Source organism: Actinokineospora sp. NBRC 105648 (assembly GCF_030269645.1).
In the GTDB taxonomy this organism is placed as follows: domain Bacteria; phylum Actinomycetota; class Actinomycetes; order Mycobacteriales; family Pseudonocardiaceae; genus Actinokineospora.
The window spans coordinates 18,189-31,816 of sequence record NZ_BSTR01000051.1; the positions used below are offsets into that span (position 1 = coordinate 18,189).

Here is a 13,628-nt window from a genome sequence, read left to right on the forward strand (position 1 = left end):
CACTGTGTCGGTCCAGTGACAGCGTGTGAACCATGACCGCCGCGCGTTCCAGGGTGCCCTTCGCCGAGGCCGCGCGAACTCTGCTGCGCGCCACCCTCCTCGACGCCGCGGGCGACCTGCTGCGTGAGCGCGCCTGGTCCGGGGTGACCATGGCCGACGTCGCCGCGGCGGCGGGGGTGAGCAGGCAGACCCTCTACAAGGAATTCGGCTCCCGGCAGGGGTTCGCGCAGGAGTACATCCTGCGGGAGACCGACCGCTTCCTCACCGCCGTCGAGGCGGCGATCGCCGCGCACGTGGCGGAGCCGGAGCGGGCACTGGCGGCTGCCATGGAGGTCTTCCTGACCTCCGCCGCGGCAGAGCCGTTGATCAAGGCGATCGTGGCCGGGGACGACGACGGCCTGCTCGGCCTGGTGACCAACCGGGCGGGGCCGGTGCTGTCCGGGGCGACTGCCCGGCTGGCCGACTGCCTGATCACCAGTTGGCCCACCGCCTCCGCGCCCGACCTGCGGTTCGTCGCGGAGAACCTGGTGCGGCTCGCGGTCAGCCACGCCGCCTCGCCCTCGGGCACCGCCGCGCACACCGCGCGGGCGGTCTCGGCCGTCTTCGGCCCCTACTTGGAAAGCCTTGGTGCGCAGGGATGAGCTTCGCGGTCGGCTTCGACCTGGACATGACCCTGATCGACCCGCGACCGGGGATGGTGCTGGCGATGAACAGCCTCGCCGTGGAGTCCGGGCTGGCCCTCGACGGCGAGCACTTCGCCGCCAACCTCGGGCCGCCGCTGGAGATGATCTTCCGCGGCTTCGAGGCGCCGGAGGAGCGGATCCCGGGCCTGGTCGACCGGTTCCGGGCGATCTACCCCGACGTGGTGGTCCCCGCCACGGTCCCGCTGCCCGGCGCCGCGGCCGCGTTGGCCGCGGTGCGGGCCGCCGGTGGGCGGACCCTGGTGATCACCGGCAAGTACGGCCCGAACGCGGCCCGGCACCTGGCCCAGTTCGGCTGGTCGGTGGACGTGCTCGTCGGCGAGCGCTGGGCCGAGGCCAAGGGCGCGGCCCTGGTCGAGCACGGCGCCTCGGTCTTCGTCGGCGACCACGGCGGCGACATGGCGGGCGCGGCGGCGGCGGGCGCGGTCGCGGTCGGTGTGACGACCGGACCGCACTCGGCCGACCGCCTCCGCGACGAGGGCGCCGACGTGGTGCTGGGCAGCCTGGAGGAGTTCCCGGCCTGGCTGGCCGACTACCTCGACTAGCGCGGACCACCCCGGCCAGCGGGATCGGTCGAGACCTGGCCGCGCTGATGCCCACTGATCGGCTGGGTTGCCCACCCGGGTTACCGCGGATCGCTGGGCTCGGCGTCGTCCACCTCCGCGAGCGCCGATCGACTGGACAGATGTCGCTCGGTCGGCCGCTCATGGCACCCGCCTGGACGAAGGTGCCGCCTACCTGGGCAGACGCCGCGTCGGGCTGCTTGTCGGGCTGGTCGTCCGACTGCCTGGGACTAGCGCTGCCGGACCACGTGCACGACGCCGACGACCAAGCCAGCGGGCAGGGCCATCGACACCCCCCACAGCCAGGGGGCGTGCTGCCCCAGCGCGGCGAGCACGAAGATCGCGACCACCGCCAGCAGGCCGACGGCGAACAGCAGGAACGCGACGCGCATGGTCCTGTCGCCGTGAGTGGGTGCGGTCATGGGAACAGGATAGGCGCCCCGTCCGTTGCGCCCTCAGCGAAGGGCGCCCGGTAACACCGGGGTGGGAACCGGGCGACCTAACCGCGGTGCCCGTGCTTGGCATAGGGTGGCGGGACGCGTCCAGGGCACGCCCCAGGGCGCGTTCGTCTTGCGCGGCCGAGGGTCCGTGCCGCGCGGCGGACGATACGACGAGGGAACGGTGAGATCAGTGCCGACCGGCAAGGTCAAGTGGTACGACTCGGAGAAGGGCTTCGGGTTCGTCACGCAGGACGGTGGCGAGGACGTCTACGTCCGCTCCTCCGCGCTGCCCGCGGGGGTCGACGGTCTCAAGGCGGGCCAGCGCATCGAGTTCGGCGTGGCCGATGGGCGGCGGGGTCCGCAGGCGCTCTCGGTCCGGCTGATCGACGCGCCGCCGTCGGTGGTCGAGGCCCGCAGGCGGCCCGCCGAGGAGCTGCACGGCCTGGTCGAGGACATGATCAAGATGCTGGAGTCCACCGTCCAGCCCGACCTGCAGCGCGGCCGCTACCCCGACCGCAAGGCCATCAAGCGGATCGCCGAGGTCGTCCGCGCGGTCGCCCGCGAGCTCGACCCGGGCTAGCGCTCGGTCTCCAGCTGCCAGAAGGCGATCGCCACCGGCTTCTCGGCCTCGACGAACACCAACTTCTGCACGGTCGCGTACAGCAGCCGGTCGGTCGCCGAGGGCAGCTGCAGCGTGTACGCGTGCTGCCTGCTCTCGGCGGTGAAGATCCGGCTGCTGCCGTCGACCTGCTCACCGGCGCTGGTCAGGTAGGAGAACGTCACGCCCCACGCGCTGGCGGCCAGTTCGTTGGGCACCGAGATCTGCACCGTTTTGCCGTCGCGGGTGCGCAGCCGCACGCCCGCGCCCTCGTCCTTGGCGCACGCCTGCTTGGCGATCTCGCAGTAGATCATCGGGCGCGCGTTCACCGCGGCGCCGTCGGAGTAGAACGTGACCTCTGGCGGCGGCGGGGTCGAGCAGCCCGCCAGCACGGCCGCCGCGCAGGCCAGGACGGCGATGGGGGATCGGCGCACGGCTGCGACCTTACGGGGCGTCCTCGCCGGGCCTGCCCGCCGCCCTCGGCCTGCCGAACCGCCGCCAGGCCTGGCCGACGGCGCTGGGCGACTCGGCCGGGCGCTTGCCGCCGAAGCCGGGGATCAGCGTGCCGCCGGAGCGGGTGAGCAGGGTCTGGGCCAGGCCGAGCCCCAGCATCGCCGATACGACCAGGAAGCCGACCCACCAGATCGGCGGCAGCAGCACGCCGACCGCGCCGCCGAACACCCAGCCCAGCTGCAGGACGGTCTCCGAGCGGCCGAACGCCGACGCGCGCGACTCCTCGGGCAGGTCGTCCTGGATCACCGCGTCCAGGCTGTTCTTGGCCAGCGCGCTGGCGATCGCGCCGACCAGGCCGACCACGGCCGCGGCGAAGATCCCCGCGGTGAGCGTGGCGATCACCGTCGAGGCCAGCGCGCCGACGACGCAGGCGAGCACGAGCTGCTCGGGGTTGCCCATGTGGGTGCGCGCGCCGATCGCGTTGCCCGCGAAGCTGCCCAGGCCCGCCGCGCCCGCGATCAGGCCGAGCAGCAGCAGTTGCTGGAACGGCTCGGCCTCGTTCTGCGCCCGCACGGCGAACGCGGCGAACATCATCAGGAAACCGGTGAGCACCCGGATGGTGCCGTTGCCCCACAGCGACACCACGACGTGCCTGCCCATGGGTGTTCGCCCGGTGGTGGGCACCGCCATCCGCGCGCTGATCGAGGCGGGCACCTCGCCCTCGGTGACCTCGACCCACGCCGGGATGCGCAGGGCCTGGGCGGCGCCGACGGCGCAGATCAGCACGGTGAACCACAGCGCGCCCGGTGAGCCGAAGATGTTGGCGAACAGCGCCGCCACCGCACCCGCCCCGGCCCCCGCGAGCAGGCCGAACACCGTCAGCCGCGCGTTGGTCTTGGCGAGGGTGATCTCCGGTGGCAGCACTCTCGGCGTGATCGAGGACTTGAGGACCGTGAACGACTTGGACAACACCATCTTCCCGAGTGCCGCCGGGTAGAGCATCCAGTCGTCGAAGTGCATCGCCATGATCACGCACATCAGCGCCTGGCCTGCCGAGGCGGCGCACATGGCCAGCCTGCGACCGCGCTGCAGCCGGTCGAGCAGCGGGCCGATCACCGGCGCGAGCAGGGCGAACGGCGCGACGGTGATCAACAGGTAGAGGGCGACCTTGCCCTTGCTCTCGCCGCTGGCGGCGGAGAAGAACAGGGTGTTGGCCAGTGCCACGGCCATCGCGGCGTCGCCCGCGTAGTTGAGCATCGTGGCGTAGGTGAGCGAGGTCAGGCCGGACTTGTCCGCGCCGTCGGCGTTCGCGGCCTTGCGGAACGCGGTGACCGCCTGCGAGGTCAGCTGCCTGCTGCGCAGCGCGGCGACCCGGGTGACGGTGAGCTTCTTGGGGTACTGCGCCGACGCCTCGCCGGGGCGGCGGGGCTCGGTCGGGGCCTCCGGGTCGCCGCGCTCCGCCTCGGCTCGGCGGCGGTCCTCGCGCGGCTCCCACTCCTCGTAGCGCGGGCGGGTGCTCGGCTCGACGTGGCGGGTCTCCGGGGCGTCGCGGTAGCGCGGGTCGTCCCGGTACTGGTCATCCCGGTACCGGGGCTCGTCCCGGTAGCGCGGCTCATCCCGGTAGCGCGGCTCATCCCGGTACGGCGGTTGGTCGCGGTACTGGGACTCCCGGTGCTGTGATTCCCGGTGCTGTGATTCCCGGCGGGGCGGCTCGTCGCGGTACGCGCGGTCGCCGCGGTACGGCGGCTCGGGCCGGTAACGGGGCTCCTCGCGGCGCGGGGCGTCCCAGTCGTAGGCGTCGCCGTAGCCGTCGGGGTAGCGGTCGCCGTAGGTCTCGTACCTGGGCTCGTCCGGGCGCTCCAGCGGCCGGGTGCGCCGCGGCGGTTCTACCGGGTCGCGCCGCGCAGGCGGTGGTGGCGGCGTTGGTTCGGCCTCGCGCCAGGTGGGTTGGGGTGCGCTCGCCCAGCCCCGCTTCCCCTTGCGGCCGGAGCGGCGGCCGGAAGGCGGTTGATCAGCGGGGGAGTTGCGAATCACGGTTCCCATCCTGCCGTACCGGGGGCCGATCCGAGGCATGAAGCCGCGGGCGGGGCTCAGCCCGCCGCGGCGAACCTGATTCGGAACGTCTTCGGCCAGAGCTTGCCCGTCACCAGGAACTCATCGGTGCCGGGGACGGCGGCGATACCGTTGAGCACGTCGACGCCGCCACGTTCATCCGGACGCAGCAGTCCGCTGAGGTCGGCGGTGGCGGTGACCTGGCCGGACGCCGGGTCGATCCGCACGATCGTGTCGGTCTCCCACACGTTCGCGTAGACCGAGCCGTTCGCGCACTCCAGCTCGTTGAGCTTCGCCACCGGCCCGGCCGCCGAGCGCACCCGAACCTCGCCGGTCACCTCGAACGTGTCCGGGTCGCGGAAGGTGAGCTTGTCGGAGCCGTCGCTCATCACCAGTCGCGTCGCGTCGTGGCACAGGCCCCAGCCCTCGCCCTGGTAGGTCACCCGGCGGCGTTCGGCCAGGGTGGCCCGGTCGCGCTCGATGGCGACGCCCTCCTGCCAGGTGATCTGCCAGATCCGGTCGCCGACCACGGTGAGGCCCTCGCCGAAGAGCTCCTGGGGCAGGGCGGTCTTGTTCCGCACGACCCCGGTGGCCGGGTCGACCGCGCGGATCTCGGACTGGCCGTAGAGGCCGGTGCTCTCGTAGAGGACGCCGTCGGCGATCTCCAGGCCCTCGGTGAACGCGGCGGTGTCGTGCGGGATGTCCCCGAGCACCGTCGGCGCGGTTCCCGGGGCGCTCGCGGTGGTGGTCGGGGGCGGTGAGACCTGCGTCGCGGCGGTGCCGGTGCAGCCCGCCAGCGCGCAGGCGAGGAGGGCGGCGGTGGCGATCAGGCGGGCGGACACCGCACAAGCGTGACACGGCTGTGGGGCCCGCTTGGGGCGTGGGGCACAATCAGGCGTGATGACCTCGACTCCTGCACCAGACGCCGTGACCGATCCCGCGCTCAGCGCGGCGGTCGAGTTCGCCCGTGCCGCCGCGCGGGAGCAGGCCGGGGCCGAGGTCGGCGCGCACGTGTCCGTGCGCACCGAGGACTCGGCCTCCGCCACGCACCTGTTCGACGCGGCCAAGCCCGGCTACCGCGGCTGGCGGTGGGCCGTCACCGTGGCCGCCGCGGGCCCGGACGTGCCGGTCACCGTGAGCGAGGTCGTGCTGCTGCCCGGGCCGGACGCGCTGGTCGCGCCGCCGTGGGTGCCGTGGCAGGACCGGGTGCAGGCGGGCGACCTGGGGGTCGGCGACCTGCTGCCGACCGACCCGGACGACCCGCGGCTGGCCCCCGCCTACGTGCAGTCCGACGACCCCGCGGTCGAGGCGCTCGCGCTCGAGGTGGGCCTGGGCCGGGCGCGCGTGCTGTCCCGGTTCGGCCGGGTCGACGCGGCCGACCGCTGGCAGACCGGCGAGTTCGGTCCCGGCTCGGACATGGCCAAGGGCGCGCCCGCACCGTGCGGCTCGTGCGGCTTCTACCTGCCGGTGGCGGGTTCGCTGGGCGCGGCGTTCGGGGTGTGCGGCAACGAGATCTCGCCCGCCGACGGGCGTGCGGTCGCCGCGGCCTACGGCTGCGGCGCGCACTCGGAGGCCGAGGTCGAGCAGATCTCGCCGGTCCTGGTCGCCGACCTGATCTACGACGACGCCCAGCTCGACGTGGAGACCAACCCGGTCACCGCGCCCGTTGTGGCTGAGGACCCTGAGGCTGCGGAGGCCGTTGAGGCCGCGGAAGCCATGGTCGAGGTGGCCGAGGTGCCCGCCGTGGACGAGGCCGCGCCCGCGGAGCCGGACGCCCTTGATGACGACGCGGTCATCGCGGTGGAGGTCTTCGACGACCCCGCCGACGACCTCACCGCGACTGCCGATGAGCCCGACGGCCCAAGCGCGGAGTCCGTCGTCGACGCGGTCGCCGCGGTGGCGCAGGGCGAGGCGGCCGACGAGCCGTCCGGTCAGCCCGAGGCCGACGAGGCCGCAGGCCGGTCCGAGTCGCACCAGTCCGAGTGAGCGCGCAAGCCGACCCGTTCGGCACGGCCGCTCTCCGGGCCGCGGTGCTGAGCGCGTGGACGACCTCGCCCACCCGCTTCCGGGAGGACGCCAACGCCGAGGAAGACCTCTACCTCGGCGGCTACCGCGACCGGCTGCTGGTCGAGCTGGCGCAGAACGCCGCCGACGCCGCCGAGGGCACCGGCACGCTCCGGGTGTCCCTTGTGGACGGTGAGCTGCGCGCGGCCAACACCGGCCGCCCGCTCGACGCCGACGGTGTCGCCGCCCTGGCCTCGCTGCGCGCCTCGGCGAAGCGGTCGAGCCAGGGGGTCGGGCAGTTCGGCGTCGGCTTCGCCGCTGTGCTGGCCGTGTCCGACGAGCCGAGCGTGTTGTCCGCCGACGGTGGCGTCACCTTCTCGGCCGCGGAGACCAGGGCCGCCATCGCCGAGTACCCCGAGCTGGCCGCCCGCGCCACCGAGCGCGGTGGCCGCGTCCCGGTGCTGCGCATGGTCTGGCCCGCTGGAGGTGTTGCGCCGCAAGGCTTCGCCACCGAGGTCCGGCTGCCGCTGCGTCCCGGCGTTGACGGGGCGGCGCTGCTCGCCGACTTCGCGGGCCAGGCCGAGGACCTGCTGCTCGCACTGCCCCGGCTGAACCGCGTCGAGATCGGCGACCAGGCGTGGTGGCGGGTCGACCACCCTTCGCGCGCCGAGGTGCACGGGCCGGACGGCGTCGTGTCGTGGTTGGTGCACCGGGTCGAGGGCGTGCTCTCCGACGACGTCGTGCGCGACCTCGGCGTCGAGGCCCAGGAACGACCACAGTGGACTGTCTGCTGGGCCGCCCGCGTGGACGACAACGGTGTGCCGCAACCACTCGGTGAGGACGTGCTGCACGCGCCCACCCCCACCGACGAGCGGCTCTCCCTCCCCGCGCGGCTGGTGGCGACGCTGCCGATCGAGCCCTCGCGCCGCAGGCTGCGCCCCGGCCCGGCGGCAGACGCCGTGCTCGCCGAGGCCGCCCGCGCCTACCCCGACCTGATCCGGCTGGCCCCCGCCGAGCACCGGACCGCGCTGGTACCGCTGATCGCGTTCCCGCTGTCCGAAGTGGACGACCGGCTGCGCGAGCTGCTGCTTTCCGCGCTGCGCCAGGCAGAGTGGCTCCCCGCCGCCGAGGGCAGCGATCTCGCGCCGGGCCGCGCGCAGGTGGTCGACGTCGAGGCCGAGGGTCTCGCCGAGCTGCTGGCGCAGGTCGTGCCCAACCTGGCCGACGGCCCGCTGTCGGCCCACCGGCACGCGGGCGCGCTCGCCGCGCTGGACGTGCCCAGGTTGCGACTGGCCGACATCGTCGAGCTGATCACCGGCACCGCCCGCCCACCCGAGTGGTGGCACCGGCTCTACACCGCGCTCGCCCCGGTGATCGAGACCGACGCGACCGCCCGGATGGAGCTGGGTGGCCTGCCGGTCCCGCTGGCCGACGGCCGCACCCTGCCCGGCCCGAGTGGTGTGGTCCTGGTCGACGACGCCGAACTGCTGGACCTGTTGACCCACGCCGAGGTCGGCGCCCTGCGCGTCGTGCACGCCGAGGCCGCCCACCCGGTCCTCGAACGCCTCGGCGCCCACCACGGCGGCCCGGTCGACCTGCTCGACGCGGGCGGCCTGCAGGAGGCGGTCGAGCGCAGCCTGGACGACGTCGAGTCCGGTGTGGACATCCACGGCCTGGTCTCGGTGGTACTGCGCCTGGTCCGCGACGCGGGCGTGCGCACCGGCGAACGCCCCTGGCTGGGTGCGTTGGCCCTGAAGGATTCTGTCGGCGATTGGCGCCGCGCGGACGAGCTGGCGTTGCCCGGTTCGGTGCTGCTGGACGTCCTGGACGAGGACGCCCCGGTCGGCGTCCTGTCAGCCGACCTCGCGGCCGAGTGGTCCGCCAACGTCCTCACCGCGCTCGGCGTGCTGGACGCATTTGCCTTGGTGGTAGACGAAAATCCCACCGCCCCCGACCACGGCCTGGCCGACGAACTCGAGTGGTGGGAAGCCCAGCCCGAACCCCCCGCCCGCGTCCTCGCCGTCCGCGACCTGGACCTGGTGACCGACGACGCCTGGCCCCGGGCCCTGAGCCTGCTGGCCGCCGACCCGGAAACCTGGCGAGCCCTCCACGAACCCAACGGCTACACCGGCTGGTGGATAGCCCGGCACGCGGTGCTCGCGGGCGCCGCCCCCACCGACTGGCGCCTCCCCGAGGCGGACGACCTGGTTGGCCTCTACGACGTGATCCCGGATGTCGGCGTGGACCCGAGAGTGCTGGCCGCCATCGGCGTCCGCGCGGCACTGCAGGTCGACAACGCCGACGACGCCGAAGACCTCCTGATCCGCCTGGGCGACGCAGACAGGTCGGTACCCCCCGGTGCCGTCCTGCGCACCCACGCGGCCCTCGCCGAGGCAGTCGACGACGACCTGTTCGACCCCACCGACATCCGCCTCCCCGAGGCCACCCGCACTCTCGCGGGCACGGTGTCGACGGACTGCGTCGTCCTGGACGCCCCGTGGCTGCTCGCCGTACTCGACGAGGACCAGGTGGTCTCCGCAGGCCCAGACTTCGCACTCGCTGAACCCCTGGCCGAGCTACTGGACCTTCCCCTGGCCACCGAAGAAGTGGGCGGCGACATCACCTCAGCCGCCGAACCAGTCCCGTGGAACGACCTTGGCGCGGTAGCGGCCGCCTGCGAACTACTCGACGTCGCGATCCCTTATGGCAGCCTGCTGGTCCACGAGAAGCTCACCGTCCACACCTCAGACGGCACCCACAACGTCACCTGGTGGGTCACCGACGGCGTGGTCCACTGCGAGGACACCCCAGAGGCATTGGCCCGAGCACTGGCCTGGACCACGGACCGCTGGACGGACCGGCACACCTTCACCGCACTGATCGAAGAGCCCACCCACTACCTCACCTGAGTGCGGGGTAGATACCGGGCCAGGACCTTGATCTGGCTCCTGCGTTGCGAGTGTGGGGCTCGGCCTGGTGGGTTTTGCGCCCTGGGTTGCCCGGCTTACAAGCGGGGCTCGATCTAGTGAACTCGCTTCGTGTGGGGCCCCTAGAGCACCGCGGTGGGGAAAAAGCGTGGGGTGAAGGGCATCCCCACCACAGGTCAAGTTTAGCGGTGCTCTCCCCCCACACGAAGCGAGTCCACTAGATCGAGCATCCGTAGCGGGGCCGGCGGTACCAGCGGGGTCGGGATCCTGTCACGTTCCAGCGGGGTCGGCCTTCCGCTGCGTTACCAGCGGGTCGGGATCTTGTCGTGCACCAGCGGGGAGGCCTTGCCGCTGCGGTTTGGTGGGTGGTGGGTGGGGACCCAACCAGCGTTAGTCCACGCGTTGAGCAGCCCGGGACCCGCGAGCTGATGCGCGTCGCTGCCACCCCATGATCCCCGCCCCAACCACCCCAAGCCCAGCCCCCGCCAACGCCGTCCACAGCCAGATCGGCGGCGTCGAGTCGAACCCGTACCGCGCGATCAGCAGTACCACCGCCGCCAGTGCCCACACGCCGGTGCCGACGTAGACGATCGGTGCCAGCGCCAACAGTCGAGCGGGTAGCGGCGGGGTCGGCCGCGCGGTGTCCTCAGATCCAGCCACGTCCAGCAGGTTACGCGTTGTCGTGCCGCAGCTCACGCACGTAGCGCAGTTCGCGCAGTGGGGGAGTCTCCCGGTCGTCGTACAGGACCTCGCCGTCCGGTGCCCAGCCCTTGCGGGAGTAGAAGGCGCAGGCGCGGTCGTTCCCGTCCGCCACCCACAGCATCGCCCGCGCGTAGCCCAGGTCCGACAGGTCGCCGATCACGTGGTCGTGCAGTGCTCCCGCCACGCCCGTGCCCCAGTGCTGCGGGTGCACGTTGAGCATCCACAGCTCCCCAGTCACTGCCTCCACCGCGCTGCGGGATGGGCCGACGGTGGCGATACCCGCCACCTCGCCCGCCACCTCCGCCACGAACGGCCGTGCCTCTCCGGGGGCGGCCAGGTTCGTGATCCAGGTCTCGGTGAACCGCGACTCGTCCAGGTCCGCGAGCCGCTCGACGCTCATGAGCCCGGCGTAGGCGCCGCGCCAGGCGGCCACGTGCACCCGGGCCATCGCTGCCGCGTCAGTGGTTTGAGCTGGGCGGATGGTGGTCACCCCGCAACGGTAGCGGCCGCCGGGCTGTGATGTCCTCGTTAATTCGTAGCTCGACGATTGGTTAGTGAGGTATGCTAACCATCGTGTCAGAGGAGTCGGAGCGGGCGCTGACCAGCCGACTGCGGTTGGCCGTGGTGCGGCTCAACCGCAGGCTGCGCGCGCAGCGCACCAACTCCTTGGTCACGCTCACGCAGATCTCGGCGCTGTCCTGCCTGCACAAGTGCGGGCCGCTCTCGCCGGGGGAACTGGCCGCCAAAGAGGGCGTGCAACCGCCGTCGATGACCCGGGTGATCGGCGCGCTGGAGGAGTTGGGCCTGGTCAGCCGCAAGCCGCACCCGAGTGACGGGCGGCAGGCGATCGTGGCCCTCACCGAGGCGGGTCTGGGGTACGTCGAGGCGGACATCTCGGCGCGTGAGGCGTGGCTGGACCGGCAGTTGGCCCAGCTGGACGACCAGGAGCGAGCGATCCTCGCCCAGGCCGCCGAGATCATCGACAGGATGGCGGGGAACCAGAACTAGTGCAGGCATACGCGGGTGAGACCCAGGAACAGCAGACCGCACGCGCCACACCGACACCCGCGCCGACGCCGCACAGCCCCGATCCGAAGTCCACAGTGGACGCCAAGGCCGGGGTGTTCTCCTCGCTGCGGATCCGCAACTACCGGCTCTTCGCCACCGGTCAGGTCGTGTCCAATGTGGGCACCTGGATGCAGCGCATCGCCCAGGACTGGCTGGTCCTGGTGCTCACCGGGAACAACCCGGTCGCCCTCGGCATCGCCGCGGCGCTGCAGTTCCTGCCCACCCTGATGTTCTCGCTGTGGGCGGGCGTGCTGGCCGACCGGCTGGACAAGCGCAAGCTGCTCATCGGTGTCCAAATAGGACTCGCGTCCTGCGCCCTGGTGCTCGGCCTGCTGGACGTCACCGGCCTGGTGACGGTGTGGCACGTCTACGTGCTGTGCTTCGTGCTCGGCGCGTTCTCGGCGGTGGAAGTGCCGGTGCGCCAGTCGTTCGTGGCCGAGATCGTCGGCCGGGCGCAGGTCGCCAACGCGGTCGCGCTCAACTCCACCAGCTTCAACCTGGCCCGCATCGTCGGCCCGGCCATCGCCGGGGTGATGATCACCCTGGTCGGCACCGGCTGGCTCTTCGTCGGCAACGCGTTCTTCACCGTGGCGGTGATCGCCGGGCTGCTGATGATGGACCCGGCCAAGCTGCTGCGCACGCCGAAGGTGCCGCGCAGCAAGGGGCAGCTGCGCGAGGGCCTGCGCTACGTGCGCAAGCGCGCCGACATCATGACCGTGATGGTGCTGGTGTTCTTCGTCAGCACCTTCGGGATGACCTTCTTCGTCACCCTCGCCGTGGTCGCCGCCACCGTGTTCAACCGCGACGCCGCCGGGTACGGCCTGCTCTCGACCACGCTGGCCATCGGCACCCTCGCGGGCGCCATCTGGGCGGTCAAGCGCAGCTCGCGCGGCAAACCGCGCACGTCGCTGCTGCTCGGCGCCGCGTTCGCCTTCGGTGTGCTGGAGGTGGTGGTGGGGCTGATGCCGACCTACACCAGCTTCGCCCTCGCGCTGATCCCGGTCGGGCTGTGCCTGATGACCTTCATGACGGTGGCGAACTCGACCGTGCAGCTCGCGGTCGCCCCGGAGATGCGCGGCCGGGTGATGGGCCTCTACATGCTGGTCTTCGTCGGCGGCAACCCGCTGGGCGCCCCGATGGTCGGCTGGATGGCCGACCAGTGGGGCGCGCGCTCGCCGTTCATCATCGGCGGGGCGATCGCCGCGGTCACGGCCATCACCTGCGGGCTGGTCCTGCTGCGCCGCGGCGGCGTGCAGCTGCCGGTCACCGGCTGGGGCAGGTTGCTGCTGCGCCGCCCGGCGGGTCAGAACCGGTAGGTCGCGCCGAAGCTGGTGACCCAGCCCTGGGTCTGCACGTTGTCCTTGTTCTGGATCTGGAAGTCCAGGCCGACCCGGACCTCGAGGTTGCGCACGTGCGTCTCGCGCAGCCGCAGCTCGATGCCCTGGGTGGTGCCCCAGTTGTTGTTGGTGGCCACGTTCGCCGCGCCCTTGAGCAGCACCTCGCCGAGCACCGGGCCGAGCTCGGGCAGCTTCCAGTGCAGGTAGTTCATCGTGACGGCGGCCTGCAGCGGGCCGACGCCGAACGGGTACTTGAGCTCGATGTCGCCGCCGAACACCGACAGCTGCCCGATCCGGTCGGGCACGTCGCCGAGCTTGATGTCGGTGAGGGTGAACTTGATCGTGCCGGTGTAGACGCCCTGCAGGTCGTTCTTGACCCCGACGCTGATGCTGCCCGGGCTCGCGGGGGTGGTCATCAGGCATACCTCGTCTCGTCGTGGACACCGGCGCCGTCGTCGATGCCCTCCACGCCGGGCAGCTCGGCCTGGGCCAGCCACTCCAGGCCCGCGTCGTCGGTCTCCACGGTGTCGGCACCCCAGGCGACCTCCGCCGCCAGGTCGTCGAGCTCGAACTCGGTCGACTCGGGGATCTCCAGGTGGTCTTCATCCATGCCGTTGAGCATGTCCGCCCAGGTCAGGCCCGGGACGGGGTGCCGGGGAGACCTTCGGGGAGCCCGGACTCGCCCGATCGCGCACTGGGGGTTGCGCCGCTGTGCAGGTAAGGCTAACCTAAGTCTTGTCCGCTTCGTGGTGGGAGCGGCAGTCAGTTCGGGAACAGCGAGAC

Annotated in this window: 15 protein-coding genes; 7 read left to right on the forward strand and 8 right to left on the reverse strand. The window is 72.4% G+C overall.

Features of this window, described 5'->3' with window-relative positions; all coding sequences use genetic code 11:
- The first annotated feature begins 32 nt into the window (after positions 1–32).
- Together QSK30_RS30450 and QSK30_RS30455 are read left to right on the forward strand one after the other, a co-directional pair.
- Positions 33–641 (forward strand): TetR/AcrR family transcriptional regulator, encoded by a 609-nt coding sequence (locus QSK30_RS30450; protein WP_285508134.1) that lies wholly within the window; start codon positions 33–35, stop codon positions 639–641.
- Positions 638–1,246, forward strand: coding sequence for an HAD family hydrolase (locus tag QSK30_RS30455; RefSeq protein ID WP_285508135.1), 609 nt, complete (start codon positions 638–640; stop codon positions 1,244–1,246). Before QSK30_RS30450 ends, QSK30_RS30455 begins: the two co-directional genes overlap by 4 nt.
- A 248-nt stretch (positions 1,247–1,494) precedes the next feature.
- Here the strand turns inward: QSK30_RS30455 and QSK30_RS30460 are convergent, their stop codons facing one another.
- Positions 1,495–1,686, reverse strand: a complete 192-nt coding sequence (locus QSK30_RS30460; protein ID WP_285508136.1) for a hypothetical protein — start codon at positions 1,684–1,686, stop codon at positions 1,495–1,497.
- A 208-nt stretch (positions 1,687–1,894) separates the two neighbouring features.
- Here QSK30_RS30460 and QSK30_RS30465 point away from each other — a divergent pair, with 208 nt between their 5' ends.
- The gene (locus QSK30_RS30465) at positions 1,895–2,284 is read left to right on the forward strand and encodes a cold-shock protein (RefSeq protein ID WP_285508215.1); all 390 of its coding nucleotides are present in this window, start codon (positions 1,895–1,897) and stop codon (positions 2,282–2,284) included.
- On the opposite strand, the gene QSK30_RS30470 is transcribed toward QSK30_RS30465, so the two are convergent.
- The 3 genes from QSK30_RS30470 to QSK30_RS30480 are packed head-to-tail and all read right to left on the reverse strand — an operon-like array spanning position 2,281 to position 5,649.
- Positions 2,281–2,736 carry a DUF2771 family protein gene (locus QSK30_RS30470; protein WP_285508138.1) on the reverse strand — a complete coding sequence of 152 codons (456 nt, stop codon included), beginning with the start codon at positions 2,734–2,736 and terminating at the stop codon, positions 2,281–2,283. The genes QSK30_RS30465 and QSK30_RS30470 overlap by 4 nt on opposite strands.
- A 10-nt stretch (positions 2,737–2,746) precedes the next feature.
- Entirely contained in the window at positions 2,747–4,798 is a 2,052-nt protein-coding gene (locus QSK30_RS30475; protein WP_502871910.1) for an MFS transporter, read from the reverse strand.
- A 47-nt stretch (positions 4,799–4,845) separates the two neighbouring features.
- Positions 4,846–5,649 (reverse strand): glutaminyl-peptide cyclotransferase, encoded by an 804-nt coding sequence (locus QSK30_RS30480; protein ID WP_285508142.1) that lies wholly within the window; start codon positions 5,647–5,649, stop codon positions 4,846–4,848.
- A 58-nt stretch (positions 5,650–5,707) separates the two neighbouring features.
- On the opposite strand from QSK30_RS30480, the gene QSK30_RS30485 reads away from it, so the two are divergent.
- Entirely contained in the window at positions 5,708–6,793 is a 1,086-nt protein-coding gene (locus QSK30_RS30485) for a DUF3027 domain-containing protein (RefSeq protein WP_285508143.1), read from the forward strand.
- A complete protein-coding gene (locus QSK30_RS30490; RefSeq protein ID WP_285508145.1) occupies positions 6,790–9,720 on the forward strand; it encodes an ATP-binding protein in 2,931 nt (976 codons plus the stop codon). The genes QSK30_RS30485 and QSK30_RS30490 overlap by 4 nt, the downstream gene beginning before the upstream one ends.
- Positions 9,721–10,128: 408 nt before the next feature.
- Here the strand turns inward: QSK30_RS30490 and QSK30_RS30495 are convergent, their stop codons facing one another.
- Both QSK30_RS30495 and QSK30_RS30500 read right to left on the reverse strand, forming a co-directional pair.
- Positions 10,129–10,398, reverse strand: coding sequence for a DUF2530 domain-containing protein (locus tag QSK30_RS30495; protein ID WP_285508146.1), 270 nt, complete (start codon positions 10,396–10,398; stop codon positions 10,129–10,131).
- 10 nt (positions 10,399–10,408) lie between these two features.
- Positions 10,409–10,930, reverse strand: a complete 522-nt coding sequence (locus QSK30_RS30500; RefSeq protein WP_285508148.1) for a GNAT family N-acetyltransferase — start codon at positions 10,928–10,930, stop codon at positions 10,409–10,411.
- Between the two features lie 71 nt (positions 10,931–11,001).
- Here QSK30_RS30500 and QSK30_RS30505 point away from each other — a divergent pair, with 71 nt between their 5' ends.
- Both QSK30_RS30505 and QSK30_RS30510 read left to right on the forward strand, forming a co-directional pair.
- Positions 11,002–11,448, forward strand: a complete 447-nt coding sequence (locus QSK30_RS30505) for a MarR family winged helix-turn-helix transcriptional regulator (RefSeq protein ID WP_502871911.1) — start codon at positions 11,002–11,004, stop codon at positions 11,446–11,448.
- 113 nt (positions 11,449–11,561) lie between these two features.
- On the forward strand, positions 11,562–12,824 hold the full coding sequence (locus tag QSK30_RS30510) for an MFS transporter (protein ID WP_352231644.1): 1,263 nt from the start codon (positions 11,562–11,564) through the stop codon (positions 12,822–12,824).
- Here the strand turns inward: QSK30_RS30510 and QSK30_RS30515 are convergent.
- Positions 12,812–13,261, reverse strand: coding sequence for a hypothetical protein (locus QSK30_RS30515; protein WP_285508151.1), 450 nt, complete (start codon positions 13,259–13,261; stop codon positions 12,812–12,814). The genes QSK30_RS30510 and QSK30_RS30515 overlap by 13 nt on opposite strands.
- Positions 13,261–13,455, reverse strand: coding sequence for a hypothetical protein (locus tag QSK30_RS30520; RefSeq protein WP_285508153.1), 195 nt, complete (start codon positions 13,453–13,455; stop codon positions 13,261–13,263). Before QSK30_RS30520 ends, QSK30_RS30515 begins: the two co-directional genes overlap by 1 nt.
- Positions 13,456–13,628: the final 173 nt, after the last annotated feature.